Here is a 26,622-nt window from a genome sequence, read left to right on the forward strand (position 1 = left end):
TGAAGGGTTTTCTTGTCGCTTTCAAGGCCATGTTGCTGCCGCGGGCGGCCGCCGGTCGCCGTACGGGCCGTGATTGACGCGCTGCGAAGATTCCGCCTAATAATCCGCTGGTCACAGCCGTTCCGCGCCCTCCATCAGGTATTTGCTGCATGAACAAGGTTTATCCCGACGCCAAATCGGCACTCGATGGTCTCCTCAAGGACGGCATCATGATCATGTCGGGGGGCTTCGGCCTCTGCGGCATCGCCGAAACCCTGTCGGACGCGATCCGCGACTCCGGCGTGAAGGGGCTGACGGTCGTCTCCAACAATGCCGGCGTCGACGGCATCGGCCTCAGCCGGCTGCTGGAAACACGCCAGATCAAGAAGATGATCTCGTCCTATGTCGGCGAGAACAAGCTGTTCGCCCAGCAATATCTCGCCGGCGAGCTCGAGCTCGAGTTCAACCCGCAGGGCACGCTGGCCGAGCGCATCCGCGCCGGCGGCGCCGGCATCCCGGCCTTCTACACCAAGACCGGCGTCGGCACGCTGATCGCCGAAGGCAAGGAAGTGAAGGAATTCGACGGCGAGAAGTACATCATGGAACGCGGCCTGTTCGCCGACGTCGCCATCGTCCATGCCTGGAAGGGCGACACCGCCGGCAATTTGGTCTACCGCAAGACTGCCCGCAACTTTAACCCGATGATGGCCACCGCCGCGAAGGTCACCGTCGCCGAGGTCGAGCATCTGGTTCCGGCCGGCGAGATCGACCCGGACCACATCCACACCCCCGGCATCTTCGTCAAACGCATCATCGAGGTCGGGACCGGCAACAAGCGGATCGAATTCCGCAACACCCGCCCGCGTCCCGCAGCCTAAAACATAATCCTTCAGGAGAGCCTCATGGCCTGGACCCGTGAACAGATGGCCGCCCGCGCCGCCAAGGAGTTGCGCGACGGCTATTACGTCAATCTCGGCATCGGCATTCCGACGCTGGTCTCGAACTTCATCCCCGACGGCATCGACGTCAGCCTGCAGAGCGAGAACGGCATGCTCGGCATGGGCCCGTTCCCCTATGAGGACGAGGTTGACGCCGACCTCATCAACGCCGGCAAGCAGACGGTGAGCGAGCTGCCCTCGACCAGCTATTTCTCCTCGGCCGAATCCTTCGGCATGGTGCGCGGCGGCCATATCGACTTGTCGATCCTCGGCGCCATGCAGGTGGCGCAGAATGGCGACCTCGCCAACTGGATGATCCCCGGCAAGATGGTGAAGGGCATGGGCGGTGCCATGGACCTCGTCGCCGGCGTCAAGCGCGTCGTGGTCGTGATGGAGCATTCCGCCAAGGACGGCGCCAAGCTGCTCAAGCAGTGCAACCTGCCGCTGACCGGCGAGCGCGTGGTCGACATGGTGGTCACCGATCTTGCGGTGTTCACCATCGACAAGCACGGCAAGGACGGCATGGCGCTGATCGAGCTCGCCGACGGCGTCACGCTCGACGAGGTCAAGGCCAAGACCGAGGCCGAATTCCGCGTCGCGCTGAAGAACACCTGAGATGTGTGGGGCGGGACGATCCTCGATCCGTCCCGCACGATCCGCCGACGCCACCTTCATCGCCCGCATCGTGCTGGCCGCGCAGCGCGGCCCGTTGCCGCGCGGCTGGACCGACATCGCGCTGGATCGTCCTGAGCCGGATTGCCTCGACTTCATGGCGCGGCTCGCCATTGCGCGGGTGCGGTCATGGTATCACGTCGCCCATTTCCTGATTGCTGAAGTCGACGGCACCCCGGCCGCAGCGCTGTGCGCGCTGCCCGCGTCCGGCACTGTCGTCGCGGCCCGCGCCGCGATCGAGGAGGTGGCGCCACAGATCGGGGCCGATCCGGCCGCCATCGTCGCGCGCGGCGGTTATGCCCGCAATTGCTGGGTTCAGGGCGGCGAGGGCGACTGGCTGATCGAGCATGTTGCAACCGAAGCGTCGCATCGTGGCGGCGGCCTGGTGCAGGCCCTGATCGCCCGCGCACTCGCCGACGGCAAGGCCGCGGGCTTTGCGCAGGCGTCGATCTCGTTCGTGATCGGCAACGAAGCGGCCGAGCGCTGCTACGCCCAAGCCGGTTTTTCCTTCGCCGAAGAGAAGCGCGACGCCGCATTCGAGGCGCTGACCGGCGCGCCGGGCTTCCGCAGATTTGCGCGCGGGATGTGAGGGGCGGCGCGCGGCCACACACACCGCCGTCGTCCTGGCGAAAGCCAGGACCCATAACCACCGAATTTGCTTGTGAACGGGATCGCGGCCGCAGCGCCGCGCAACAATTGAGATTTGGGGTAACGGGTCCTGGCTTTCGCCAGGACGACAATGGGATTCCGATTCACATGTCAAACAGCCTGTTCAGTGTCATCACCCGCGAAAGCGGGTGATCCAGTATTCCAGAGACGCCGCTGCTTGAGCCGAGAGGCCGCGGCGTACTGGATCGCCCGGTCGAGCCGGGCGATGACAGGTGTGGATGAGGACGCAACTTCGCATTCTCGCGACCGAACGCGACATCAATGACGAGCGCAAGCGCGTCTCGGTGACCTATGACGCAGCCGTCAACGTCGCGCTCGGCGCCGGCGATTACGTCGCGGTCGCGACCTATGCCGACGGCCAGAAGGTGGAAAAGCCGTTCTCCGTCGCTGCCGGCAAGCGCCAAACGCTGGAGATCAAGCCGTAGAGCGATACGGCGTTGCTCGTCGCGCGTATCTCGGTTCAAGCATTCCGGCCTAAAGCGCGATGAGATTGGGTTGAATCGTCATCGCGCTTTCGCTCTTTGTCTGAGCATGATCTTTTCGGAAAACCGCTTCGCACTTTTCCGGATCATGGTCTGGCGCCGGAATGCTTGACGATCATGCGGTGGGCTGCAGGAGCACCCACCGTTTCACGACGCTTCCTGCGGGACCGCGGATGGCGCTTCCTCGCCCTTGAGCTCCTCGAGGCTGCGGTGCCGCGGCTCGATGCCGAGCGCCCATACCGTGATGATCTGCACGATGAGCAGCCCGATCATCAGCGCCATCACGCCGGCGACGCCGCGCGCTTCGAACAGCATCACGACCAGGAACGGCGTCACGATGGTGGCGCCGCGGCCGAGCGTGTTGACGATGCCGGACGCGCGCAGCCGCACCTCGGTCGGGAACAGTTCGGGAATATAGATGCCGAACAGCAGCGCGACCAAAACATAGATCGGCACGGTCAGCGCGAAGCCTGTGGCCGGCAGCAGGAATGGATCCGAGATCATCGGATAGATCACGCCGAGGATGATCGTGACCAGCGATGCGCCGATGATCGTCGGCTTGCGGCCCCAGCGGTCGGCAGTGAGGGCGCCGATCGCCGAGCCGATCGGCGCGCCGAGCGCCATCAGCAGCGAATAGCCGAACGAAGTCGCGACCGAAAGGCCCTGCTTGATGAAGAACACCGGCAGCCAGGTCACGAAGCCGTAGAGCAGCGTATTGATGGTGATCAGGCAGATCGCGCCGACGATCATGCGCGACAGCAGCGGCGCCGTGAACAGGGTGGCGAGATCGGGCGACACCGGCGCCGGCGTTGCCGTGGCGGGGGCCGGCAAGGGGCGGCCCTGCGCTGCTTCCTTCTCGATCGACTGCATCAGCGCCTCGGCCTCGGCGGTGCGTCCCACCGCCTCCAGCCAGCGCGGTGATTCCGGTAGCGACTTGCGCAGGTACCACACGATCAAGGCGCCGACGCCGCCCAGCACGAACATCGCGCGCCAGCCGAAGTGCGGGACGACGATGGAGGCGACCAATAGCGCCACCGGCAGGCCGGTCACGACGCAGACGGCGGTGAAGCCGAGCCACTTGCCGCGGCTTCGGGCCGGCACGAACTCGGTCATCGTGGAATAGCCGACGACGTTCTCGGCGCCGAGGCCGACGCCCATCACGAAACGGCAGGCGATCAGGAAAGCCATGCTCGGCGCAAACGCCGCCGCCAGAGACGCGATGCCAAAAAGCAGCAAATTGAACTGGTAGGTGAAGCGTCGGCCATAACGGTCGCCAAGGAACCCGGTGCCGAATGATCCGAGCATCATGCCGACGAAGGTTGCGGAGATGAACGCGGCGTTCTGGGCGAGCGTCGAGAACCCGGTCTTCAGCGTCACGCCGAGCACAGTGCCGGCGATATAGATGTCGAAGCCGTCGAAAAACATCCCGATCCCGATCAGGATCATGATGCGGCGATGGAATGGTCCGATCGGCAGCCGATCGAGACGGCTGCCTGCGTTGACCGATGTCGACATGTACGCTCTCTCCTTGACTGTTTCCTCGTGGATGCGGCCCGCCATCTGTGGGCGTTTGCCGCTTGCCTGACTGTGGCTAGTTCAAACGGCGCTGGCTGGCCGTGTCGCGGTACCAATCGAACGGCTGTTCGTGGGTCGCGACCATCACGCTCTTGGTGTTGAAATGGTCGTCAAAACTCTCGGTGCCGCATTCGCGGCCAATGCCGGAATCGTCGACGCCGCCCCAGGGCGAGGCCGGATCGAGCCGGTGATGGTCGTTGATCCAGACGATGCCGGCCTTGACCGCGGCGGCAACGCGATGGGCGCGCGCGACGTCGCGGGTGCGAATGGCGGCGGCGAGGCCAAACGGCGAGTCGTTGGCGAGCCGGAGCGCGTCGGCCTCGTCCTTGAACGGCGTCACCGAGGTGAAGGGACCGAACACCTCCTCCTGGAAAATCCGCATGTCGGATTTGACGTCTGCGAACACGGTCGGCTCGACGAAATAGCCGTTGTCGTGACCCGCGACCTTGGCGGCGACGCCGCCGGTGAGGAGCCGCGCGCCGTCTTCATGGCCATAGCGCGCATAGGTCAGCACGCGGTCGCGCTGGCGCGCCGAGATCACGGGTCCGAGCTGGGTGTTCGGATCGAAGGGATCGCCGATGCGGATGGTGCGGGTCTTGGCCTTCAGCTTTTCGACGAACTCGTCGTAGATCGAGGCCTGCACGATGTGGCGCGACGCGCAGACGCAGGTCTGTCCGGCGCCGATGAAGGCGCCGAATGCGGCATAGTTGACGGCGCGGTCGACGTCGAAATCGTCGAAGATCATCACCGGCGTCTTGCCGCCGAGCTCCATGGTCTGGTGCGCGAACACCTTCGCCGCGGCGCTGCCCGCGATGCGGCCCGCTTCGGTGCCGCCGGTCAGCACCAGCTTGTCGATGTCGCCGTGCTCGGCCAGCATCTTGCCCGCGCTCTGGCCGAGGCCGAGCACGATGTTGAAGACGCCGGGAGGCAGGCCGGCCTCGTTGAAGATCTGGGCGAGCTTCAGCGTCGTCAGCGGCGTGTATTCCGACGGCTTGACCACGGTGACGCAGCCGGTCGCCAGCACCACGGCAAGCGACTTGCACAGGATCATCAGCGGATGATTGAACGGCGTGCAGTTGGCGACGATTCCGATCGGCGTGCGCAGCGTGTAGTTCAGATAGGAGCCTTCGACCGGGATGACGGAATCGCGGCGCGACAGCGCCACGCCGGCGAAATAGCGGAAGAAATCCGGCAGCCGCGACAGCTGCGCGCGGGTCTCGTTGACGGGTCGTCCGTTGTTCAACGTCTCCAGCCGGTACAGCGTATCGAGATTGGCTTCGAACGCGTCGGCGAGCCTGTTGACGAGCCGCGCACGCGCGCGGGTATCCATTCCGCCCCATGCCCTGCCTTCGAACGCCGCGCGCGCGCTCTTCATCGCGCGGTCGATGTCTTCAGCGGTCGAATTCGGGATCCGGGCGATGACGTCGCCGGTCGCGGGATTGCGGACGTCCAAGAGCTCGCCGACTCCGGCCTCGACCTCGCGTCCGTCGATGAAATTGCCATGGATCTCGACCTCGATCGTCGCGGGCTTCGACGGAATGTTCATGCTGACCTCTCTTCGACGATGACGGCGTTGCGCTTGAGCGCCGGCAGGACGCGCTTTTCGGTGGCGGCGATGTGCGCCTTGATGATGCGGGCCGCGGTGCGCCCCTCGCGCTGCTGCATGGCGTCGATCAGGGCGACGTGTTCGGCCACGAGCTTCGCCGGATCGTGGCCCTTCAGGTTGGAGACGCTGACGCGCACCAGCCGGTCGGCCTGACCAATCAGGTCGCAGAGCGTCGCCGCCATCCGGCGGTTGCCCGATGCGTGCGCCAGCGCAGAGTGGAAGCCGCGATTGTAGGCGATGAAGTCCTCATGGCTGCCGGAGAAGCGGCGGAATTCATCGAGTGATTTCAGGATGCTGTCTGGCGCACTCTCGATCGCTTCGGCGACGCAGGCCGGCTCGAGCGCAAGCCGAAAGCGCAGCAGGTCACGCGCGTCGGACAGCGAGATCGGATTGACCCGGTAGCCCTGGCGGGGCTGCACCGTCACAAGATGCTCGCGTTCGAGCCGCAGCAGGGCGTCCCGGACCGGCTGGCGGCTGACGGCATAGCGCTCCGCCAACTCCTGCTCGCGCATTTCATCGCCTGGGGCGAAGTGGCATGATAAAATATCAGACCGCAGGTTTTCGTAGATATTGTCGCGCAAAAGGATCATAGGGTTCAGGCTCCCGCCACCAAACTGCAATCTGTGAAATATCACGTCAAGCCTAAAATGCTTGAAATCAGCTCGATTTGATTTATCAATCGTCGCGAAAGGGGCCTCGAGGCCCTCGGCCCGATTTGGAAAGAGACCGGCAATGGACAGGCTTTTCGCCAACCGCACCGTCAACGCAGCCCAGTCGGGCGAGGGGCCGCCGCTGCTCCTGTTTCACTCCCTGCTGTCGGACCGCGCGAGCTTCGATGCGATTGTGCCGGAGCTGGCCCGGTCGTTCCGGACCATCGTGGCGGAACTGCCGGGATTTGGCCGATCGGCCGCGATCGAAGGCGGCCTTGTTGCCATCGCCGACCGGATGGCGGAGGCGGTGCACGATGCGGCTGATGGCATGCCGGCCGTCGTGCTTGGCAATGGCTATGGCGGGTTCGTCGCACTGCAGATGGCGATCCGCCACCCGGCGCTCGCGAGCAGGCTGATCCTCGCCGACACCGGAGCTGCGTTCTCCGAGCCGGGCCGCGAGGCGTTTCGCACCATGGCAAGAGTTTCCCGCGAGAAGGGGCTCGCCGCGATCACCGACGTTGCGATGCGCCGGCTGTTCGCACCGGATTTCCAGGTGCAGCATCCGGCGCTAATGGAGGATCGCCGCGAAGCCTTTTTGCGCACTGATCCCGACGTGTTCTGCGCGGCCTGCGATGCGCTGGCGAGCCTCGATCTGCGTGCCGAACTCGCTGGCGTGACTGTCCCGACACTTGTGGTGGTCGGCGAATACGACGAGGCGACGCCGCCGCCGATGTCATACGAATTGGCAGCCGGACTGCCGCGAGCCGAGCTCAGGGTCGTTCCGGGATGTGCGCACGTCCCGCAGCTGCAATCGCCAAAGCTGTTCCTCGATACGATCGGCGATTTCCTGTCGATCAAGCAAGCCGCGCCCACTGCGTGACGGCGCCGCCGCTCGCGCCCGCGCCGCGGCCTGCCGACAATTTGGGCAGAACGCCCAGCTAATCCGTTTCACCTCGACGGCATCTCTGCCTAATCTGGCGGACACGGAGGCGAAACCAGATGCGCGCGATCCTTGATCACTGCAGTGGAGCGACGCAACGGAGCTTGCCGGCCGGCACCGATTTCATCGAGGAGGGCGGCAAAACCGGTCACCTGTTCGTGCTGCTCGAGGGCAAGGTGGAGGTTGTGAAAGGCGAAAGTCTGGTCGCCGTGATCGACGAGCCCGGCGCGGTGTTCGGCGAGATGAGTGTGCTGCTCGACCGGCCGCACAGCGCGAAGGTGCGCACGGCGTCGGATTGCGTCCTGTATGAATTCGACGACGCGGCGTCGTTCCTGCGCGAGCAGCCTGCGGTCGCGCTGCTGATCGCGCAGCTGCTGGCGCAACGGCTGCACGTCGCCACGACCTATCTGGCCGACCTGATGCACCAATATGCCGACCACGGCACCCATCTGGCGATGGTCGGCGAGGTGCTGCAGAGCATGATCAACCTGCCGCCGATGCAGGTCGCGCCAGGCTCGGATCGGCAATCCGATCCAAGGATGTGAGCCAGTCCGGCGCCTCGTGCAGCGGCGTTGCCGGCCGATGCAGGGGGGCGTTGAGATCGACGATCTGCGCATCGCCGGCGGCGAGCCAGAACGCCTTGTCCTGGGTGAGATCGAGCACGATGTAGACCGGCGGCCGGCCCGGCTGCAGGCCGGTATTGAACACCCAGGTGGTCCCGATGCGGTCGAACCACGAGCCGCTCGGGATGAACGGCGATTGATGCACATGGCCAGAGATCACCATCGCCGGATGGTGGCGCTCGATCCAGCGCAGCAGTTCGACGTCGCCGAAGAAGCGCTTGCCGCCCCAGCTGATCGGGGAATCCGCCGGCGGGGCATGATGCACCCAGACCCAGCGGCGGTGCGGGATGGCGGCTGCCTCGCGCAGCTGGTCGTCGATCCGCGCCTTGACCAGCGGGCCGTCCCACCACGGGCATACCGTGAACAGCGTGTCGCCGATGGTCAGATTGTCGCCGTCGCAGGCCACGCCGGATTCCCTGATGCCGGCGACCCATCGCGCGACCTTCTCGCCCTCTGCGTTGCGCTCGTCGAGGTCATGATTGCCCGAGCAGAAGATCACGCGCGTGAGGCCAGCGAGCCGCGACAGGTATTTCGTGACGACCACGATCTGGGCGCGGAAATCGACCGCCGAGCCGAGGTTGAGCGCATCGCCCGCGAAGATCACCAGGTCGAATTGCGGCGCGGCCGCCAGCAGCCAGTCGAACTGCGGCAACGAGTAATGCAAGTCGGCGACGACGAGGCAGCGCATCCGGCAAATCCAAATGCTTGGGACAATGGGGGTGGATTGCTAAGGCAATGAACTTCAAACAATCTGAATTGCAGCAAGATTTATGCCGTGCCGCGCGGGTCCGTGCGCGACAGATTTTCGCAGTCGAGCAAGTCATGCGTGCTGTTTGGGCGGTGGGGCGCGAATTCAGGCGTGATCCGAACTCAGATGCGCGCTGCTCAAACGAAGTGAGGTGAGCACGCTGGCCAGGATCCCTCTCCCCTTGTGGGAGAGGGTGGGGAGAGGGGTGGCCCCGGGTGTGAGATGATCGAGGTGAGAGGCGGTCTCACAATCTCGGCCGCGTGGCGTTGAAGAATATTAGATGGAGAGAGCATGCCGTGTGGCACCCCTCTCCCTAACCCTCTCCCACAAGGGGAGAGGGAACCCTTCCGCCGGTGCGTCCCTCACGCAACTGGCGCAGACGATAAGCCACACGCGCGTGCCGAAGACCTCAGTTGTGTGCGCGCGCCGCCCCCTCACGCCCTTGCGGTGGCGTGGGAGAACACGATCTCGATCAGCGTGCCGGTGCGGCCGCCGGTCTTGATCTGGAACTTGGCGCGGTTGGCTTCGACCAGCGCCTTGGTCAGCGACAGGCTGACGCCGCCGGAGCCGGCCTGATCCGACGGCGTCGGCGCGCGGAACGGTTCGAGCGCGGCGGCGACCTCGTTGTCGTTGAGGCTCTGCCCGGTGTCGCGCACGCGCAGCATCACCTCGCCGAAATCCGACAGCGCGGTCGAGACGATCACCTGGCCGCCGGCATTGGCGAGATGGATCGAGTTGCCGATCAGGTTCAGCGTGATCTGGCGCAGCGCGCGGGCGTCCGCGACGACAGGCGGCAGCGTGTGCGCGAGCGAGGTGCGGATGATGATGCGCTCGCGGTTGGCCTGCGGCTGCATCACCGCGACGCAGCTCTCCACCATCTCGTTGAGGTTCTGGTTGGTGAAGGCGAGGTCGAGCTTGCCGGTCTCGATCCGCGACAGGTCGAGCAGGTCGTTGACGATCGCGATCACCCGCTCGCCGGAGGCGCGGATGTCCTTCATGTATTCGACATAGCGCTCGTTGCCGAGCGCGCCGAAGCGTTCGCCTATCATCACCTCGGAAAAGCCGATGATGGCGTTGAGCGGGGTGCGGAGCTCATGGCTGATCCGCGCCAGCATGTCGGTCTTGGCGTTCCCCGCGCGCTCGGCGAGCCGCCGCGCCTCGCGCAGTTCGACCTCGCTTCGCTTTGCCTGCGACAGATCGCGGAACACGGCGAAGAAGTTCGGCCCGTCGGCGCGGGTGCGGTCCATCGTCACCGACAGCGGGATGATGCCGCCCTGGCGGACGCGGCCGAGCGTCTCGCGGCCGTGGTCGAGCAGGCTGGCGACGCCGGCGGATTTCACGCTGGCGAGATAGTCGCGGATGCCGTGCTGGCTCTCCGGCGCGAACAAATCGGCGAGGTTGTGCGCGATGAACTCGTCGCCGTCATAGCCGAACAGCGCCTCGGCGCTGCGGTTGCAGGAATGGATGTTGCCCTCGGCATCGAACATGATGATGCCCTCGGCCGCGGTGTCGAGGATCGCGCCGAGCTCCTCGGCGTCGGCGTGGCCGGCCTGCGGCTCAGGTGGCGCAAGCACCGGCTCCGCGATCGCGGCCGCAGGCTCGGGATCGGACAGCGCGGCGGCGACCGCGGCATCTTCCTCGAGCGTGCGCGAGAAGATAAGCGCCAGCGCGGAATCGTCGTCCCAGGTGATGGTGTGCAGCCGCGCTTCCGCAGATACGGACTCTCCGGAGTTGCCGCCATTCTGGTTGGCCGAGATCGTGACCGGCGTGCCGGTGCCGGAGGTGCTGCTCGCCTGCGAGACGCCCGGCTCGACATAGAGCGCGTCGAGCCCGCCGGCGGCTTCCAGCCCGTGCAGGCTGTCATAGCCCATGCGCGTGAGGAAGGCGTGGTTGGCATAGAGCAGGCGGTCGAGCCGGTAGATCAGGATGCCGACCGGCAGCAAATCGAGCAGCGCGCGGTCGCGCCGGGAGTCGGCGCGCGGCGCAGGCTCGGCCGCGGCGAGCCAACTGACCTTTTGCGGGTCGGCCGGCGACGCTTGCTGCGCGACCGTCTCTTGCTGCGCCTCCGCCTCCTGGCGCGCCTCGCCCGGGTCGGGCTCCTCGGCAACCGGCTCCGCGGCGGCGCTCTGGTTCGTCGACGCGGTGAGGCCGGCCTCGCTCTCGAGCCGCGCTGATAATTGGCGGGCGAGCTCGTTGAAGGCGTTGTTCTCGACCGGCGTCAGCGACGGCGGCCTTGTGTCGCCGGCGGGGCGGAACTGCACCACGTTCGGTGGCGGGTCTTGACGCACTTCGTGCGTTTCCTCGTTCGTTTCCACGGCGTGTTCCGGATCGGCTTGGTGTGAAGTTTTTGTTGCTGTCGGCTCGGTCAATTCCTCGGGTGGTGCGGCTGCGGTCGTGTCGGGCGGCGGCTCCGCGTGCGGCGGAGGATTGTCATGCGGCGGGGCGGCGGGGCCGGGCGGCGCATCGGTGCGCGGCACAGGCGCGACATCGGCCGACAAGGATTGCGGCGAGATCGAGCCGCTGAAGAACTCATAGCGGCGCATTGCTGCGAGTCGCGCAAGCCCGTCGAGGTCGCGACACACACCAAAGCCGCGATAGCCGGCGAAATTCCGGTTGCGATCGAACACCGGCAGGCCGGACAGTTCGACCGGCAGCCGGCCGCCGCCGTCGACCGGCCAGTGCAGCGTGATGCCGCTCCAGGTGTCGTGGCTGGCGAACGCCTGCATGACGCGGCCCTCGGGATCGAGGCCAAAGCTCGCGGCGATATCGCTCCACAGCCGCCCGAAGCCGGCGGCGGTGTGCAGGCCGATTAGGCGGGTGAATTCGTCGGAGCCGAGCGAGAAGCGCGCCTCATGGTCCATCTGCCACATGAAGCGCAGCGGATGCCGCCGCACCGGCAACGGCTCGTCGAGCCAGGATGGAGTCTTCATCAGCGCTGGCGTCGCGGGCTCCGGCTCGGCGGCGGGTGGTGGAGGCGGCGCATCCGCGATCGCATAGGGCGAGGGCGCGTGATCGGCCGGCGAGGATGATATCGCGGCGGCCGGCGCGGTTGCCGTCTCCTCGAGATCGCGCGGGGGCTCAGGCGCAGGCGCTTCGACCTGCGCTTCAGCGGGCACCTCGATCAGCGCTTCCGACAGCGGCTCCTCGACGGCGGGAGTTTCGTCGGGCGCGGTGTCGAGATGCGCGGGCTCGATGGGCGCAGTTTCTACCGGCGTCTGTTCGGCTGGCGCGGGCGTTAAAGTAAATTCCGCGGACTCTTCGACCTGCGCTGCGGCGGGCACTTCGATGAGCGCGTCCGACAGCGGCTCCTCTAACGCAGGAGTTGCGTCAGGCGTGGTGTCGAAAGCCACGGTCTCGACGGGCGCTGGCTCTAGGTGCGCCTCCTCTGCTGGTGAGGGAGACGTCGCAACATCCGCGGGCTGTTCAGCCTGCGCCTCAGCGGGCATCTCGATCAGCGCTTCCGACAGCGGCTCCTCGACGGCGGGACTTTCATCAGGCGTGGTGTCGAAAGCCGCGGTCTCGACGGGTGCTGTCGCTGCGTGAGCCGGTTCTGCCGCGGCGAGAGATAGAGCGGCGTCCACATGCTCGGATTCAGTCGCGCCGATGATCGGCTCCGCCGTGGCTGCTTCTTCCGGCGCGGGATCCAGCGCATCGAACAGCGTGAAAGTCGCCGGCGCGGGGGCTTCGTCCTGTGCAACAGGTTGTTCGACAACGGCCGGCGCTGGCGGCGGCTCGGCCGCTGCGGCCTTTTGCGGTGCTGTCGCTGCTAACGTCGCGGCTTCCGGCGCCGGCGTCACCGGCGCAACCGGCTCAGGCACGATCGGCGCCGCCGGTTTTACGGCGAGATGCGGCGCCGGCTTGATCAGCGCGACCAGCGCGCGATCGGCGCCGCGGCCGATCCGCTGCAGCACGACGCGGCCGATAGCTGTGCTGGCCGACGCGCGGCCCTGCGCCAGCGCCGCGTCGCGCGCGGCATCGAGGCCGGCCTCGGTGAGATCGTGCAGGCCCGGCAGCGGCCGCGCCGCCTCATTGGCTGCGATCAAAAGTCCGTCGGCATTGAAGGCGGCCGCGGGCCGGTCGAGCCCCTGCACCAGCCGCAGCAACCGCTCGGCGAGCGGCATGCCGCGGCCGCTGGCATTGAGCGCAGACACCAGGATGCCGTGGCTGCCGTCTGACAGCTCGAGCCGCGCGCAGCCGCAGGTCGCGAGCATTCCGGGCGCAGCGCCAAAACCGGGCAGCCGCTCCAGCCTGATAGCGCCGGTCGCGGCGAGGCTGCGGCCGAGGCGGACGACCTGGCGGCGATGCGGATCGGCCGGGCCGAAGGCGCGCTTCGCCAATCCGGCGCCATTGGCGGCACCGAATACCTGCGCCCCGACCGGATTGGCCCACAGGATCCGCGCGCCGTCGGCCGACCACAGCCATGCCGGCTGGGCGCTCGTCGCATGATCCATCAGCCTCACATCGCCGAGTGCCTGGATCTGGAATTCCGCGTCGCTGATCACGCCAGATTTGACCGCATGGGTTGGGCTTTCTTCCTTAGCTTTGCCGAAGGGGCCGGCAGCCGCAGGACGACAGCCTTAACAGAAGGTTAGTATCGCAACTGGGGGGCGGCAGGTCCATGTCCGCGGCGAGAGTGCGTCAGCCAAAGCCGGGATAACGTTAACTTGGCTGAACGATCCACAGCCGTTTGGCGTTGTCGGGCATCAACTGCTGCGTGGCGGGTGATTGCGGAACCAGGCGGCTCCGCGTCACACCTGCGATTGCAGTCCACGATATAACCTGCCGCAGGCCATCGGAGCCAACCGGCGGGCCGATCACCAAGCGAGGGAGAACGACCATGAGCGACAACGCGCGTGACCATTTCGAGATTCCCAAATTCGAAATCCCCACGGACATGCGATCGATGGCCGAGGCGAGCTTTGATCAGGCGCGCAAGGCGTTCGAGCAGTTCGTGACCAACGCCAGGGACACCGCCGGCAAGATCGAGGAGCGCAACGCGGAGATGCGTGCCGGCGCCAAGGACCTTTCCGCCAAGGCGCTGTCCTATGCGGAAAGGAACGTGCAGTCGTCGCTGGACTACGCCCAGTCGCTGCTCAAGGCCAAGGACCTCAACGAGGTCATGCGGCTGCACAGCGAATATGTGCAGGGCCAGATGCGCTCGCTCGCCGAGCAGGCCAGCGAGATGGGCCAGGCCGTCAGCCGCGCCGCGATGGATGCGGTCAAGCCCAAGAACTGATGAAGAACTGACGGAGAACTGACGGCGGCTGACCGCGGCCGACCTTGGTGCACCCAGCCCCGGTCGGCCGCGGTACCCCTATATTCCGCCACATAAAAATAACGCGTCGCACACGATCTTACGTTGCGTTGCACAAAATTGACATGATATGGGTGTTTATTAGGCGGGCCCAACACAAAGGGCACTCCCGTGAATCGAAGGCAGCGTGATCCATTTCAGCGCTCCCGGCCTCTTTGGCTCCGGGGCGTCCGCAATGGTCACATCTACTCACCCGTTGCGAAGGATTACACGTATGACCAACCCGTCCGATCCGTTTTCCGCCTCGATCATCCCGTTCGAGGTCCCCGAGCAGATGCGTGCGTTCGCTGAAAAGGGCGTGCTGCAGGCCCGCGACAGCTACGCCAAGTTCAAGGATGCTGCCGAGACCCACAACTCAACCGTCGAGGCCGTGTTCACCTCGGTGAGCAAGGGCGCCAGCGAGTATTCGGCCAAGCTGATCGAGTTCTTCAAGGCCAACACCACCTCGTCGCTCGACTTCGCCCAGGAGCTGTTCAGCGTGAAGTCGCCGACCGAAGCGGTCGAGCTGTGGACGTCGCAAGCCCGCAAGCAGTTCGAGACCTACACCGCGCAGGCCAAGGAACTGGCCGAGCTCGGCCAGAAGGTCGCCGCTGAGGCCGCCGAGCCGATCAAGGCCAACGCCTCGAAGTTCTACAAGCCGGCCGCCTGAGCGTAGCCCACAAGAGACCAGCGAAAGGCCCGGGCCAAGGCGGTCCGGGCCTTTCTGCTTGAAAATCGGTTATCCAACGGCGTGAAATGCGGGCCGAAAGCCCGCGTTAAAGCCTTGCCAAAGCGCGGCGTTGCACCTAGTTTCCGCCCGAAATCGCCGCCCCCCTTCGGGTCGGGGCGTTGCGTCAGGATGCAGTTGTAGCTCAGTTGGTTAGAGCGCCTGTCTGTGGAACAGGAGGTCGGTGGTTCGAGCCCACCCAACTGTACCAGTGAAATCAACATCTTGTTCTGGTATTCGCTCGAACCCGTTAGCTACTGCCATGTCGCCAATTGCGCGGCAAGACAAGCGGGGTGTGGCGAAGTTGCGCCTTGATAATATTGCTGTTTTCACGCCCGAGGCCGAAAGGCAGGAGTCCGTGAAAACCCGTTTAACTGTTTTTAAAACAGGAGGTCAATGGCTCAATAGGCAAAACTATTCAGCAAAATCAATATGTTGTCTCCGTATGCTCGATCAGATAGCTACCATGTAGCTACTATGACGGCGTGAAAACTGCGGCCTTGTTTTCTGTAGTCGAAAAGCCTCGGCAAACCGATCGATGACCTGCTCATGCGCACGCGCCGGGGTGCACACCAATTTGCAAAACCGGTAGTGCCGAAGCGCTCCGAGTAACCGAACTCCTACATCGTGGAAGTGAGTGGAGTCTTCGTCGTCGAAGACGATGGAGCCGACTTTCTCTAGAGCAGACGTTCCGGGCGATGCAGGGCGGCCAACGGCTCGACAAAAGCTCTCCCGGATTCGGGTTGGGTTTTTCGATCACGCGCGAGCTCGCCGAACTTTACGCCAAATCGCTTGCTCTGGACCGCCGTCAGGAGGACTTCGGGTAGCGATATGTCTGCCTCCCGCTGGTCTCGACTGGCCGATGATGCTCTCCGGAACGGTGACGTCGAGCGTCACGCTTTGCGCCCTGCCTCCAGCACCATTGATCTCGTCCACTGCGGCGGAAAAGGCCATCGCGCGGCGAGCCGCAAGCGTGACCTTGGCGCCGTTGCTGGCGAGGAAGCGCGAGAAATGACGGCCGAAGCCGCTCGAGCCACCGGTCACCATGTGCTGATTGGTGACTTCGAACACTGGCACCTCCCGGAAATTCGGTTTGAGGTGAAATGGTCGGGATCACGAGGCCCGCCACTTCCGTTCGGCCTCGTCCCATGCCGCCAACGGCTGCAGATCCGGAACCCAGGCAAGCCCGGTTTTGCCGTCGGACGAGATCGCCTCAGGCGTGACGACCATGTCGAGAAGCGCCGGGCGGTTGGCGAGAGCGCGCTGGATCGCCGGTCCGAGCTGCTCTTCGGTTTCCACGCGCTCGGCATGCATGCCGAATGATCGTGCCATTCCTGCATAATCCGCATCCTGCAAGCGGGTGCCGACCACCTTGCCATGGGTAACGGTCTGGTCGTGCACTTCGATCTGCCAGGCGCTATTATTGGCTATGACGATCAGGACGGGTGCCTTGTGGCGAACGGCGGTGTCAATCTCGATGGCGTTGAACCCGAACGCGCCGTCGCCGGTCGCTACCACCACTGGCTTTTCGGGAAAGGCGAGGCTGGCAGCGATGCCGTAGGGCACGCCGATGCCGATACAGCCGAAGGGGCCGGGATCAAGCATTAGCGGCGCACTCAGTCCGACGCGGGCAAAGGCGAGGAAATCGCCGCCATCGGTGATCACGACTGAGTCGTTGCCGATAGCCTGCTGAAGGGCCGATAGCACCTTGTTGGGATGCAGCTTGCCATCTGATCCTTTGGGGGCGTTCGCCATGCTCTGCTGCAGCTTCTTGGCGCGCTCATCATGTCCGCTGCGCAGTTTCGCGGCCCATTGCCGATCGACTTTGGATTCGCGATTTCCCGCATGCTCGACCATCGAGCGCAGGGTCTCGGCGGGAGAGGCGAAGATCTCGACCGCGCCGCGGCGATTGTCCCTCATCTCCGAGGGAGTATCACCGATGCGGACAAATTTCGCGCCTTGAAATACCGAAGGCGACCCGTAGGCGAGCTGGAAGTCGAGGCGCCGACCAACGGTCAGAACGACGTCGGCATCGCTCATGACAGCGCCGCGCATGGCGCCGACAACGGAAGGATGGCTATCGGGTACCAGGCCGCGGCTCTCGCCGGTGTCGAGGTAAACGGCGCCGAGCCGGTCGAGCAGAGCGATCAGTTCAGGTCCGGCGCCGCGTGCGCCTCGGCCGGAAATGACCAGCACGCGGCGGGCTGACCACAAGAGGTCAACGGCCCTTTCCACCTCGACCGAATTCGGGCGCGTAACGGTGCGGGGCTTGGCGGAGAGATGCTCCTCAAGCTGCAAAGCCTTCGGCACGATGCCGCGCAACGTATCGGTCGGGAAATCGATGTAGGAAGGACCGGGTTCTCCGCCGTCACCGAAAGCACGCGAGATCGCTTCATCCAGTTCCTGCAGTAGTAGTGACGGTTCGCGGACGGTTCGGGCGTAGCGGGTAATCGAACGCACTAACTGGGTGTGATCCATATCCTGGAGACCTCCGCGGTTCTCTTGCGGACGGGGGTTGCCTCCGGAGATCACCAGCACCGGCGCGCGAGAAACATGTGCATTGGCGATACCGGTAATAGCATTAGTCATTCCGGGCCCGGCTGTCACCAGCGCTACGCCGAGTTCGCCGGTCAGCTCTGCATGAGCTTGGGCCATGTGGACCGCCGCGCGCTCGTCGCGGACATCGATGATCCGGATGCCCTCAGCATCGAGCCGCATCCAGATCGGCATGATGTGCCCGCCGCACAGCGCAAATACGCGCGTGATGCCACGACGCTTCAGCAGACGCGCGATCAGATCGGCGGCGCTATCGGGAAGGACTTTCATGGTGCGACTCCATTGGTGTCAGGGGTTAGAATCAAGTCGGTGCAAGCCAGGCGACGAGCAGTGAGACGGTTAAGACGGCGAAGACGTGCGAAGCCAGGATCGAGCCGGAGGTAACGCCGGCTTCGAGGCCGTAGAGTTTAGCAATCGTAAAAGGCCCCGATCCGATCGGCAGCGCGCTCAGGATGACGGCCGAGTGCGACCACAGCGGTGGCACCGAGAAGGCGTAGAAAGCGAGGAATGCCGTAACAGCCGGCTGCAGGATCAGCTTCAGTGTGACGAGAATGCCGATCGACCTGAAGTCGGTGCTCACCACGCGCTCTTGCGCGAGAAACAGCCCGATACAAACCAGCGCTGCCGGAGAGGCGGCACCGCCGAGCAAGGCGGTAAAACTTTCGAACGGCGCCGGCACCTTCAGCCCGCTCAGGCCTACCGCAAGGCCGGCGACCGGCGCGACCAGCAGCGGGCTGCGTAGCACCGAGACGATCACCCGGGCACCGGTTGACCAGATACTACCGCCCCGCTGCAGATCGATCTCGACGATGACGACGGCAAACAGAAACAGCACGCAGGCAGTGAAAAGGGTGGCGATGATCGATACAGGTGCGCTCTCCGGGCCGAACACCAAAAGGCACATAGGTATTCCCATGAAGCCGACATTGCTGTAGCCGGCGTCCAGTCCCTCAATGCTGGCATTGGCGACGTGGCGGCCGCGAAAGCGGCTAATGATAAACGCCGCGGCAAAACTCACAGCAAAGCCGCCGCAAAATGCGCCAGCGAATCCGAACTGGCGTACCTGGTCCGGTGTAATCTTCGACATCGCAACAAACATCAGCGAAGGCAGCGCCAGATAGACCGCGAAGCGGTTCAGATTGTCGGTAGCCGTCCGATCAAACACGCTGAAATAGCCGCAGATGAACCCGGTCAGGATCAGCGCGAAGACTGGTAATGCAGAGTTCAGTACGGCGTGCATGGTGCGCGGAGCCCGGAGAATGATGGTTCGGCTGAACCACCATGATCAGTTCGAATACTTCTTCTTCAACTCGCGATGGAGGACCTTGCCGGTCGCGTTGCGCGGCATCTCGCTTTCGGCAATGAAAGCGTAGGACCGTGGCCGCTTGTATCCGGCCAGGCGCTCCTTCGACCATTCCTGCAAGTCGGTCTCGTTTAGCGTGACGCCGTCGTGCAGTACGATCACGGCGTGAACGCGCTCGCCCCATTTCTTGTCCGGCAAGCCGATGACCGCGACGTCCTTGACCAACGGGTGCGCACCAACGAGGGATTCGACTTCGGAGGGATAGATGTTCTCTCCGCCGGAAATGATCATGTTGCTCTTGCGATCGGACAGGTGGATGTAACCGTCGTCATCGCGACGGGCCATGTCGCCGACCGAGCAATAGTCACCGCGGAACGCTTCCTTGGTCTTCTCCGGGAGGCGCCAATAGCTGTCGAACGTGTGCGCGTTGCAGGAGTACAGCTCGCCGGCCTGCCCGTCCGGCACTTCGTTTCCGGCTTCGTCCAGAATCTTGATCGGCGCGGCGCCCACGCATTCGCGACCGACCGATCCGAGTTTCGTGAACTGTTCGTGCGGATGCAGCATGGTCACCCAGCCGGTTTCGGTCGCGCCATAAAGTTCGAACAGGCCGGAATTGGGAAACATCCCCATGACTTCGCGCTTGGTCTCGGGGCGCGCGGGCGCCGACGAGATCATCAGTTTGGTCACGGCGTCATAATTGTACTTGTCGCGAACGGCCTTCGGCAGGCCGAGCATCATGATGTAGTGAGTCGGCACCAGTGAAGTGAAGGTTGAGCCCCCCTCGGCCAGCGTCCGGACAAAGTGTTCTGGATCGAAGCTCTTGCGTGAATAGATCGAATTGACGCCGCCGCAATATCCGAACGAGCCAAAGAAATTGAGCGAGTTCGCATGGCACATCGGCATCACGAGAAGCGCGCCATCATTGCGGTGCAGACCGAGTTCAATTTCGGTGACCATCGACAGGAGCACGGCGCTGCGATGACTGCGCACCACCCCCTTTGGGTTACCTGTTGTGCCGGATGTGTACATGAGCGTCCAGGGGTCCGACAGCGTGACGATCGTTGTCGGTTCACGGGCGCTGCCGGCCGCGAGAAAGTCCTCATAGGCACGGTAGCCGGCTGGACATGGGCCGGCGCCGAAGTGAATGAAACGGTCTGCCTTGATCGGCAGATCTTTGCGGATTTCCTCGACTACGCCGGCGAGTTCGTCCTGGACGATCAGCGCTGCAGCCTCCGCGTTGTCGACAATGAATTGGACTTCTTTGCCGATCAGGCGAAAGTTGATGGGGAGAGCAACGAGACCGGCCTTCGCGGTGGCGGCAAATATTTCAGACCATTCGACGCAGTTGTAAGCGAGAATGGCCACCCGGTCGCCCTTTGCAAGACCGAGACCGAGCAGGGCGTTGGCGAGGCGGCACGAGCGTTCGTTCCATTGCGAGAATGTCATCGAACGATCGAGGTCGCGGGTGCCAACCCGGTTGGGGGTGACCCGCGAATGCACCGAAAGCATTTGTCCGAAGTTCAGGAGATCTTTCACGTTCCGCTCCTCAAGTCTCAAGCGCGAAGCAAGGGGTGGTTGATTACAGGAGTCCAATCGAGAACCATGGAACGATTGCAATCACGATGGTTCCGATCAGTAGCGCGAGGATGTAGCCGAGCATCGGCCTGATGCCTTCGTCGGGATGGATCCTGCTGATCGCACATGCCGCGTAGTAGCCGACGCCGAAAGGCGGAGCGAACAGGCCGATACCCATCGCGAGGATGACGACCATCGCGTAGTGCACTTCGTGGACACCGACCTGTTTGGCGATCGGGAAGAGCAGGGGACCAAACAGAACGATCGCCGGGATACCTTCCAGAACGCTACCCAGAATGATGAAGGCAACAATCGTGACCGCCAAGAACATCAGGGGTCCACCGGGAAGCCCGGTCATCATCGTCGCGAGAGCTGACGAAAATCCGGATTGCGTGAGCGCCCAGGCCATTCCGGTGGCGGCGCCAATGATGAGCAGGATCGCGCCCGACAGCGAAGCCGTCTCGACCAACATTGGATAGAGCCGGCTCCAGTCGAATTTTTGATAGATCAAGAGACCAGCTAGTGCCGAGTAGATAATGCCAATCGTGGAGACTTCGGTCGCCGTGGCAACGCCACCGACCACCGCCGCGCGTATGACGAAAGGCAACGCGATAGCCGGCAGTGCGATCAGCAACGCGCGTCCGATTTCGTTCGCTGTGGCGCGTTTGACGTGAGAGAGGTCGTCGTTACGATAACGGCGCCAGACCACACCGCATAGCATGACTGCGAGGACGAGTCCCGGCAACAACCCGCCGGTAAAAAGCGCCGCGATCGATACGCCGGTTACCGATCCGATCGTGATCAGCACGAGACTCGGTGGAATTGTTTCGGTCTGCGCGCCGGTTGCGGACAGCAGCGCCACCAGATCGCCGGGCTTGGCGCCGCGCTTGATCATTTCCGGAAACAGCACCGGTGCGACGGCCGCCATGTCGGCCGCCTTCGCACCTGAAATTCCGGAGACGAGGTACATCGCCGCAACCAGCACATATTGCAGGCCACCGCGGACGTGGCCGAGCAGGCTGGCCAGGAAACCGACCATCGCACGCGCCATGCCGGTCATCTCGATCAGCAAGCCGAGGAAGACGAACAGCGGCACGGACAGCAGTATCAGATGGCTCATTCCTTCGTCCATTCGCCCGACCACGACCGTCGCCGGCGTTGACGTGGTCAGAGTAATGAAAGCGAAGGTGGCCAGACCGAACGCAAAGGCGATCGGCACCGCAGCGAATACCATCACCGCCACCAGTCCGACGAAGAAGATCAGAAGATTGATGTTGCCGAGCGGGATCAGGACGGGGCTCAACAAGGTGAGCCCGCCGCCGACCCCGACTACGAGCGCGACCGCGACGCCGGTCAGCTTCCAGTCGCCGATCGCCGCCAGGCGTAACACCGCGAACAGGGTCATCAGGCCGAGTCCGATGGGAAGGGCCGCGGCCCGCCAACCATTGGAAATGTCGAGTGCGGGAGTCGTGACGACGATTTCGTCGGTCGCGAATTCCCAGGCCGGGTGGAGCACCAGGAGCAGGAATGCGAGCGGAGCCGTAATCGCCAGCACGTCGAGCAGCGCTCGGGTCTTCGGTTTCAGCATGCCGATGATTGCCGTCATTCGCATGTGTTCGGCTCGCTGAAACGCCAGCACGGCGCCCAGCATCGCCAGCCATAGAAACAGAATGCCGGCCAGTTCGTCGGTCCAAATCAGCGGCTTCCGGAACAGATAGCGGGAGGAGACGCCGGCGAAAAGTACGACGATTTCCGCGACGACCAGCGCCGCCGCGGCCACCCCAACGAGCGAGGCGAGAAGCCGCTCGATCCTTCGCAAAGTGCCGGCCGCGCCCTTCTCGGGGAGCGTCGAACCGGCGGTCATTTCCTCCACGATGTGCATGGCGTCACCCGATGTTGCCGGCGTATTTCTGCAACAGGGCCCACGCTTCGTCGCCGAACTTGGCCCTGGCATCCTTGTAGAACGACGTCTTGGCAAGCACCGCCTGGAAAGCTTCAGCGTTGGTGGTGTTGAAGGTCAGACCCTTCGATTCGAGTTCTTTCTGATAGTCTGCGTTGGCCTTGACGATGTCGTCACGCTGCTTCTTGGCCGCCGCGTTGAAATGCTTTTGCAAGACTTCCTGCACGTCCTTCGGAATGGTCCTCCAGACCTTGCCGCTCGAAATCAGCCAGAAGCCGTCCCAAGAGTGATTGGTGAGCGAGCAATACTTCTGGACCTCGTAGAACTTTGCGGATTCGATCAGCGCCAGTGGATTTTCTTGGCCATCAGCGATCTTGGTCTGCAACGCGGAATAGGCCTCGTTGAGCGGGATGCTGACCGGCGCGGCGCCAAAGGCGGAGAACATCGCAACCCAAAGCGGCACGACAGGGACGCGAATCTTGAAGTTGGCGAGGTCTTCCGGTGTCTTGATCGGGCGCGTGCTGCTGGTGATCTGACGAAAGCCATTGTCCCACACCGCTTCGAAGGGCGTCAGGCCGACCTTTTCGATATTGCCGCGAATGAACTTGCCGACTTCGCCGTCCATCGCAGCCCACACCTTGTCGTAGTTGGTGAAGGCGAAGCCGACGCCGGTCAGAGATGCCGTCGGAATCAACGTCGACATCACGGTGCCAGGCATGGTGGCCAGCTCCAGCGCGCCGGAGCGAAGCTGGGTCATCATGTCGGTATCACTGCCGAGCTGATTGTTGGGGAACAGGTTGATCGCGACCTGTCCCTTGGTCTCCGCGGTAATCGCCTCGATGGCTTCCTTGAGCCGCACGTTGACCGAGTGCGTGGCGGGCAGGTCGTTGCCGAACTTCAGTTTCAGCGGCGCAGCCTGGGCCAGCACGGCGGGACTTTTCAGGAGCGAGGCCGCGGCGGCGACACCGACAGTGGATCTCAAAAGCGTACGACGGCTAACCGTGAGCATAAGTATCCTCCCATGTGGGCTCCGCGTTGGTGCGGTGCTATTGAATTCGAATACCGAATTCATATTCTGAATTCGAATTCGATGCAATGGATTTTGTTGCGTCGCGGTGTTATGAATCCGCACGACAGCCCGTTGGAGTCTGCATGCCTACCGTCCAAACCCAGCCGACCCTCGTGGAACAGGTTGTAAATGCTATCGTTTCCGAGATTATCGAAGGGGAACTGCCGTCCAATGCGCGCCTGATTCAGGACGATTTGGCTCGCGCTTACGGCGTGTCGCGGCAGCCGGTGCAGCAAGCCTTGCTGCTCTTGCGGGACCGCGGATTGGTGCGGGAGGCGCCAGGCCGGGGTTTGATTGTCTCGCCGATCGATCCCGATTTCGTTCGGAGGCTCTATGAGATCCGGGCCATGCTGGATGGATTGGCCGCGCGCCTAGCGGCCGAGCGCGGCGCCGGACGTGCCAAGATCGAGGGGTCGGCTTTCCTGGAAGCGGGACGTGCCGCGGTCGCGAGCGGATCACTGCACGAGCAAATCGAAGCCGATATGAAATTCCATGCCTTCATCAACGAGCTTTCGGAAAACTCATTGATCGGCGAGACGACCGCGCCGCACTGGCCGTATCTGCGCCGGGTCATGGGCGAAGTGTTGCGTGACGATGTGCAGATGCCGCAGACCATTCTGGGCGAGCATGTCGCGATCCTCGACGCGATCGTCGCCGGCGATGGTGACCGGGCAGAGGCGCTGAGCCGTGACCATATTTCGCGCGCAGCCAAGATATTCGTTCAAAGACTGCAAGCACAGCAGGCGGCCTCTGAACAAGAGGTGCGCCAACGCCGTACGCGGCGGATCAAGTAACCTGCAGCGACGCCGGCGGGGGGCATCTTAGGTTCAGTTTAGTTCTTTGGTGGCTTCCTACATAGGTGAGCAGAGTTGCTTGTGGTGAATACCCGCCGAGCAGAGCGTCACTGATCACGCAAGAGTTGACCACCATCTGACGCATGATTTGTTTGTATAGTTTAATCGACGCTCATCAGCGTCGGTAGTGCTGCCTTGAGCGTTGCCGGCCGCATCCGCCGCGTCTGCTTCTGGCCCCAAAGCGGACCGTCCTTAGGTCGGCTTTGACCAATTTGCTGGAAATGATGCTGCTCCGGCGGAGGGGGGCGGTGATTTCCTTAGGCACTTGCGGCTCGAGGACCGGCCCCACTCCCATTCCGGGATTTTTTTTCTGGTCCGGCGAGAATTTCAGTCCCAATGACTGAAGCGCACTAGAGTGGCTTACTAGACAAGCTCGGTATCTCAAGCGTTTATAGGAAACGTGTAAGCCGAGAGGCCAGGCCCTCTGCTGCGGCCGAGCATTATTTTTTAGGAGTTCGGTGCGGGCCAGCCGAAATCATCGAGCGTCAGACCACTTCCGTGATTGACCAACGCCAAGCAGGAAAGCCCGAGTCGACCTATCGCTCGCCAACGTCTCATACCCAACGGTTAGCACCGGGTAGACGAGCCAAGTCGACGACGACGGCGCCGAGTTATTCAGATTGTCCCCCTCGAAGAACGTCTCACCCAGGAAGCCAGAGAGCTACGCCAACGGGTCGAGAGCGGAAAGCATCGCCTAACCGAGCGGCTCATGCCCCTCGGTCCACGGGCTTTAATCTAGGAGGAGCCCGATGCCACGAACCATCACCATCACCCAATGGACGGCATTGAGGCTGCCTTTGTGTGCGCAGGGGCGGTGTCTTTTTGTGGCCTTGATCGCAAGCGTGGCTGGGCTCTTACTTGGATGAAGCCCGCCAGAGGGCCGCGTCGTACTTCGTGGTAGGCACAAACTGCACTGGAACCGTCTCAGCATTTCATTGCAAACGGCCACTGGAACTTTTTTTGCCACTATGTTCACTGGTGGACAGAACTAAACCCATTAATAGTGCTTTAATATGCCATCACCGCTCCGCTCGTGGCTACTATCGGTGATGTGAACGCCCGATTGCGCTCCCGCCAACATGCAGGGAGCAGCGCAGTGCAGCAGCGTCGTCATTTCAAGCAAACGCAGTCACTTGAACAACGTCTAGCTGACGAGGCGCAACGACTCCGCCAACAGGCTGGCGTGCTCGCACCTGGGGCAGACCGAGACGCCCTTTTGAAGAAGGCGCGACAGGCTGAGACTGGCGCACATATGAGTGAGTGGCTGGCAAGCGCCGAACTGAAGCCACCAACTTAGAACGCCATGAGCGCAAACCAACCTTGGACGCCAGAAGACGATCAACTGCTGCTCGAATTGAGGGCAGCCGGAAAGAGACCGACAGTGATCGCCAAGGCGCTTCGTCGATCAGAGGCATCAATCGTGGGGCGAACGTTAATCCTCAAGCACAAGCGAGAAGATGAGCGAGTCGAATAACACGATTTACGACCGCCTCGGTTGGCGGCCTCTTTCGCTTGGACATCGGACCAGCCCGTAATCCTATAGCTGGCACAAACTGCACTGGAGTTGCCGAATCTCCCCGGCGTAGACTACTCGTCCACGTGGGGTTGTGTCACTGTGGGTGACGTATTCTTCAAAATCTGGGCCGTGATCCTCGGCTTGAGCCCGATAGTCATCGTAGCGCTGGCCATGTTCGTGCGGTGACGATGGTAGCCGAACCGCTAAGCCCGCGTGAAAAGAAGCTCCTGCGGCGCATGGCTCTCGGGCGGCGTGACGCGGAGATTGCTGCACAGATCGGCGGGACCGAAGCACAAGTATCTGTCCAGCGCCTTCGCTTACTCAGGAAGCTGAAAATCCAATCTCAAGCGCAGCTCGTCGACGTAGCGGAAAAATTAGCTAGATGGCCGTCGTCGCCAATAGCTCCGCCACCGAGACCTGGCCCGCCCGCACCAAGCGGGCGGTAGATGGCCCCAGCAACTAGCCTTCCTTCACACAGGCCCCCAATGGTTGCTGGGGCCGCTTACCGTGAACTATGGTCAGACTGCGCTGGGCCGCGTGGGCACTATTTCCGTCCGACGCCCGCGCGCCAAGCAGGAGCAAGCAAATGGCGGCATACCTCATCGTCGAGCACATCATTACCGATGCGGCCAAGTTTGAAGAATACAGAGCCAAGGTCGCCCCCCTTATCGCAAAGCATGGTGGCCGCTATCTGACCAAGGGTGGAAGCCACAAAATGCCGGAGGGCGGGCATTGGAAACCCGAGCGAGTCGTCATCATCGAATTTCCGGACATGGACGCACTCACCCGTTGGTACGAGGCTCCCGAGTACCAACCGCTCATTGCTCTCCGCAAACAGTGCACAAGCGAACTCGACATGATGTTCACGCTCGAAGGCGCTTAGTGGCCCAAAGCGGTCATGCCGCTCGGTCAGCCCGACGTCCGCTTCTAAGTGAGAAGCGGGCACG

General features: G+C 63.3%; 23 protein-coding genes and 1 tRNA gene. 13 read left to right on the forward strand and 11 right to left on the reverse strand.

Annotated elements, in window-relative coordinates; translation table 11 throughout:
• Window positions 1–149: 149 nt before the first annotated feature.
• From G6P99_RS07160 to G6P99_RS07175, 4 genes are all read left to right on the forward strand, one after another.
• Complete coding sequence (locus G6P99_RS07160; protein ID WP_029085537.1) at window positions 150–857, forward strand: CoA transferase subunit A; 708 nt, start codon at window positions 150–152, stop codon at window positions 855–857.
• A gap of 24 nt (window positions 858–881) precedes the next feature.
• Entirely contained in the window at window positions 882–1,532 is a 651-nt protein-coding gene (locus G6P99_RS07165; RefSeq protein WP_029085538.1) for a 3-oxoacid CoA-transferase subunit B, read from the forward strand.
• A 1-nt stretch (window position 1,533) separates the two neighbouring features.
• Entirely contained in the window at window positions 1,534–2,178 is a 645-nt protein-coding gene (locus tag G6P99_RS07170; RefSeq protein WP_029085539.1) for a GNAT family N-acetyltransferase, read from the forward strand.
• A gap of 298 nt (window positions 2,179–2,476) precedes the next feature.
• Window positions 2,477–2,683, forward strand: a complete 207-nt coding sequence (locus G6P99_RS07175) for a hypothetical protein (RefSeq protein ID WP_029085540.1) — start codon at window positions 2,477–2,479, stop codon at window positions 2,681–2,683.
• 204 nt (window positions 2,684–2,887) lie between these two features.
• Here the strand turns inward: G6P99_RS07175 and G6P99_RS07180 are convergent, their stop codons facing one another.
• The 3 genes from G6P99_RS07180 to G6P99_RS07190 form a co-directional block, all read right to left on the reverse strand.
• Entirely contained in the window at window positions 2,888–4,255 is a 1,368-nt protein-coding gene (locus G6P99_RS07180) for an MFS transporter (RefSeq protein WP_029085541.1), read from the reverse strand.
• A gap of 76 nt (window positions 4,256–4,331) precedes the next feature.
• Window positions 4,332–5,861, reverse strand: coding sequence for an aldehyde dehydrogenase (locus G6P99_RS07185; protein ID WP_029085542.1), 1,530 nt, complete (start codon window positions 5,859–5,861; stop codon window positions 4,332–4,334).
• Complete coding sequence (locus G6P99_RS07190; protein ID WP_084518884.1) at window positions 5,858–6,511, reverse strand: GntR family transcriptional regulator; 654 nt, start codon at window positions 6,509–6,511, stop codon at window positions 5,858–5,860. Before G6P99_RS07190 ends, G6P99_RS07185 begins: the two co-directional genes overlap by 4 nt.
• Before the next feature lie 142 nt (window positions 6,512–6,653).
• On the opposite strand from G6P99_RS07190, the gene G6P99_RS07195 reads away from it, so the two are divergent.
• Both G6P99_RS07195 and G6P99_RS07200 read left to right on the forward strand, forming a co-directional pair.
• The gene (locus tag G6P99_RS07195; protein WP_029085544.1) at window positions 6,654–7,451 is read left to right on the forward strand and encodes an alpha/beta fold hydrolase; all 798 of its coding nucleotides are present in this window, start codon (window positions 6,654–6,656) and stop codon (window positions 7,449–7,451) included.
• 119 nt (window positions 7,452–7,570) lie between these two features.
• Complete coding sequence (locus G6P99_RS07200) at window positions 7,571–8,056, forward strand: Crp/Fnr family transcriptional regulator (protein ID WP_029085545.1); 486 nt, start codon at window positions 7,571–7,573, stop codon at window positions 8,054–8,056.
• Here G6P99_RS07200 and G6P99_RS07205 read toward each other — a convergent pair.
• Together G6P99_RS07205 and G6P99_RS07210 are read right to left on the reverse strand one after the other, a co-directional pair.
• The gene (locus G6P99_RS07205) at window positions 7,995–8,822 is read right to left on the reverse strand and encodes a metallophosphoesterase family protein (RefSeq protein WP_029085546.1); all 828 of its coding nucleotides are present in this window, start codon (window positions 8,820–8,822) and stop codon (window positions 7,995–7,997) included. The genes G6P99_RS07200 and G6P99_RS07205 overlap by 62 nt on opposite strands.
• Window positions 8,823–9,316: 494 nt before the next feature.
• Entirely contained in the window at window positions 9,317–13,381 is a 4,065-nt protein-coding gene (locus G6P99_RS07210; protein WP_029085547.1) for a PAS domain-containing protein, read from the reverse strand.
• Window positions 13,382–13,719: 338 nt separating this feature from the next.
• Here G6P99_RS07210 and G6P99_RS07215 point away from each other — a divergent pair, with 338 nt between their 5' ends.
• From G6P99_RS07215 to G6P99_RS07225, 3 genes are all read left to right on the forward strand, one after another.
• The gene (locus G6P99_RS07215) at window positions 13,720–14,118 is read left to right on the forward strand and encodes a phasin family protein (protein ID WP_029085549.1); all 399 of its coding nucleotides are present in this window, start codon (window positions 13,720–13,722) and stop codon (window positions 14,116–14,118) included.
• Window positions 14,119–14,410: 292 nt separating this feature from the next.
• A complete protein-coding gene (locus tag G6P99_RS07220) occupies window positions 14,411–14,845 on the forward strand; it encodes a phasin (RefSeq protein ID WP_029085550.1) in 435 nt (144 codons plus the stop codon).
• A gap of 191 nt (window positions 14,846–15,036) precedes the next feature.
• Window positions 15,037–15,113 (forward strand) — tRNA-His (locus G6P99_RS07225).
• Window positions 15,114–15,658: 545 nt separating this feature from the next.
• Here G6P99_RS07225 and G6P99_RS07230 read toward each other — a convergent pair.
• The 6 genes from G6P99_RS07230 to G6P99_RS07255 are packed head-to-tail and all read right to left on the reverse strand — an operon-like array spanning window position 15,659 to window position 23,245.
• Window positions 15,659–15,973: an SDR family NAD(P)-dependent oxidoreductase gene (locus G6P99_RS07230; RefSeq protein WP_198031307.1), complete on the reverse strand. Its 315-nt coding sequence runs from the start codon at window positions 15,971–15,973 to the stop codon at window positions 15,659–15,661.
• 42 nt (window positions 15,974–16,015) lie between these two features.
• Window positions 16,016–17,728 (reverse strand): thiamine pyrophosphate-binding protein, encoded by a 1,713-nt coding sequence (locus G6P99_RS07235; RefSeq protein WP_029085551.1) that lies wholly within the window; start codon window positions 17,726–17,728, stop codon window positions 16,016–16,018.
• 31 nt (window positions 17,729–17,759) lie between these two features.
• Window positions 17,760–18,698, reverse strand: a complete 939-nt coding sequence (locus tag G6P99_RS07240) for an AEC family transporter (protein WP_165127652.1) — start codon at window positions 18,696–18,698, stop codon at window positions 17,760–17,762.
• 45 nt (window positions 18,699–18,743) lie between these two features.
• Window positions 18,744–20,297, reverse strand: a complete 1,554-nt coding sequence (locus G6P99_RS07245) for an AMP-binding protein (protein WP_029085553.1) — start codon at window positions 20,295–20,297, stop codon at window positions 18,744–18,746.
• 43 nt (window positions 20,298–20,340) lie between these two features.
• Entirely contained in the window at window positions 20,341–22,200 is a 1,860-nt protein-coding gene (locus G6P99_RS07250; RefSeq protein ID WP_029085554.1) for a TRAP transporter large permease subunit, read from the reverse strand.
• Window positions 22,201–22,222: 22 nt separating this feature from the next.
• A complete protein-coding gene (locus tag G6P99_RS07255; protein WP_165127654.1) occupies window positions 22,223–23,245 on the reverse strand; it encodes a TRAP transporter substrate-binding protein in 1,023 nt (340 codons plus the stop codon).
• A 143-nt stretch (window positions 23,246–23,388) separates the two neighbouring features.
• Here G6P99_RS07255 and G6P99_RS07260 point away from each other — a divergent pair, with 143 nt between their 5' ends.
• The 4 genes from G6P99_RS07260 to G6P99_RS07265 all read left to right on the forward strand — a co-directional run bounded on the left by G6P99_RS07260 (window position 23,389) and on the right by G6P99_RS07265 (window position 26,558).
• Window positions 23,389–24,099, forward strand: coding sequence for a GntR family transcriptional regulator (locus G6P99_RS07260; RefSeq protein WP_029085556.1), 711 nt, complete (start codon window positions 23,389–23,391; stop codon window positions 24,097–24,099).
• A 1,363-nt stretch (window positions 24,100–25,462) separates the two neighbouring features.
• Complete coding sequence (locus G6P99_RS47450) at window positions 25,463–25,633, forward strand: Myb-like DNA-binding domain-containing protein (RefSeq protein ID WP_165127656.1); 171 nt, start codon at window positions 25,463–25,465, stop codon at window positions 25,631–25,633.
• A 278-nt stretch (window positions 25,634–25,911) separates the two neighbouring features.
• On the forward strand, window positions 25,912–26,121 hold the full coding sequence (locus G6P99_RS47455; RefSeq protein WP_414645584.1) for a hypothetical protein: 210 nt from the start codon (window positions 25,912–25,914) through the stop codon (window positions 26,119–26,121).
• 140 nt (window positions 26,122–26,261) lie between these two features.
• Window positions 26,262–26,558 carry a DUF1330 domain-containing protein gene (locus G6P99_RS07265; protein WP_029085557.1) on the forward strand — a complete coding sequence of 99 codons (297 nt, stop codon included), beginning with the start codon at window positions 26,262–26,264 and terminating at the stop codon, window positions 26,556–26,558.
• The last annotated feature ends 64 nt before the right edge of the window (window positions 26,559–26,622 follow it).

Origin of the sequence: Bradyrhizobium sp. 6(2017) (assembly GCF_011058295.2) — a bacterium.
GTDB classification, from domain to species: Bacteria; Pseudomonadota; Alphaproteobacteria; order Rhizobiales; family Xanthobacteraceae; genus Bradyrhizobium; species Bradyrhizobium septentrionale.

Excerpts from the sequence above, each read along its gene's own strand:
- G6P99_RS07205 (WP_029085546.1), bottom strand. The coding sequence starts at position 8,822 with ATGCGCTGCCTCGTCGTCGCCGACTTGCATTACTCGTTGCCGCAGTTC.
- G6P99_RS07170 (WP_029085539.1), top strand. The coding sequence starts at position 1,534 with ATGTGTGGGGCGGGACGATCCTCGATCCGTCCCGCACGATCCGCCGAC.
- G6P99_RS07200 (WP_029085545.1), top strand. The coding sequence starts at position 7,571 with ATGCGCGCGATCCTTGATCACTGCAGTGGAGCGACGCAACGGAGCTTG.
- G6P99_RS07165 (WP_029085538.1), top strand. The coding sequence starts at position 882 with ATGGCCTGGACCCGTGAACAGATGGCCGCCCGCGCCGCCAAGGAGTTG.
- G6P99_RS07235 (WP_029085551.1), bottom strand. The coding sequence starts at position 17,728 with ATGAAAGTCCTTCCCGATAGCGCCGCCGATCTGATCGCGCGTCTGCTG.
- G6P99_RS07250 (WP_029085554.1), bottom strand. The coding sequence starts at position 22,200 with ATGACCGCCGGTTCGACGCTCCCCGAGAAGGGCGCGGCCGGCACTTTG.
- G6P99_RS07215 (WP_029085549.1), top strand. The coding sequence starts at position 13,720 with ATGAGCGACAACGCGCGTGACCATTTCGAGATTCCCAAATTCGAAATC.
- G6P99_RS07255 (WP_165127654.1), bottom strand. The coding sequence starts at position 23,245 with ATGCTCACGGTTAGCCGTCGTACGCTTTTGAGATCCACTGTCGGTGTC.
- G6P99_RS07175 (WP_029085540.1), top strand. The coding sequence starts at position 2,477 with ATGAGGACGCAACTTCGCATTCTCGCGACCGAACGCGACATCAATGAC.
- G6P99_RS47450 (WP_165127656.1), top strand. The coding sequence starts at position 25,463 with ATGAGCGCAAACCAACCTTGGACGCCAGAAGACGATCAACTGCTGCTC.
- G6P99_RS07240 (WP_165127652.1), bottom strand. The coding sequence starts at position 18,698 with ATGCACGCCGTACTGAACTCTGCATTACCAGTCTTCGCGCTGATCCTG.
- G6P99_RS07180 (WP_029085541.1), bottom strand. The coding sequence starts at position 4,255 with ATGTCGACATCGGTCAACGCAGGCAGCCGTCTCGATCGGCTGCCGATC.
- G6P99_RS07190 (WP_084518884.1), bottom strand. The coding sequence starts at position 6,511 with ATGATCCTTTTGCGCGACAATATCTACGAAAACCTGCGGTCTGATATT.
- G6P99_RS07195 (WP_029085544.1), top strand. The coding sequence starts at position 6,654 with ATGGACAGGCTTTTCGCCAACCGCACCGTCAACGCAGCCCAGTCGGGC.
- G6P99_RS07265 (WP_029085557.1), top strand. The coding sequence starts at position 26,262 with ATGGCGGCATACCTCATCGTCGAGCACATCATTACCGATGCGGCCAAG.
- G6P99_RS47455 (WP_414645584.1), top strand. The coding sequence starts at position 25,912 with ATGGCTCTCGGGCGGCGTGACGCGGAGATTGCTGCACAGATCGGCGGG.
- G6P99_RS07260 (WP_029085556.1), top strand. The coding sequence starts at position 23,389 with ATGCCTACCGTCCAAACCCAGCCGACCCTCGTGGAACAGGTTGTAAAT.
- G6P99_RS07220 (WP_029085550.1), top strand. The coding sequence starts at position 14,411 with ATGACCAACCCGTCCGATCCGTTTTCCGCCTCGATCATCCCGTTCGAG.
- G6P99_RS07185 (WP_029085542.1), bottom strand. The coding sequence starts at position 5,861 with ATGAACATTCCGTCGAAGCCCGCGACGATCGAGGTCGAGATCCATGGC.
- G6P99_RS07160 (WP_029085537.1), top strand. The coding sequence starts at position 150 with ATGAACAAGGTTTATCCCGACGCCAAATCGGCACTCGATGGTCTCCTC.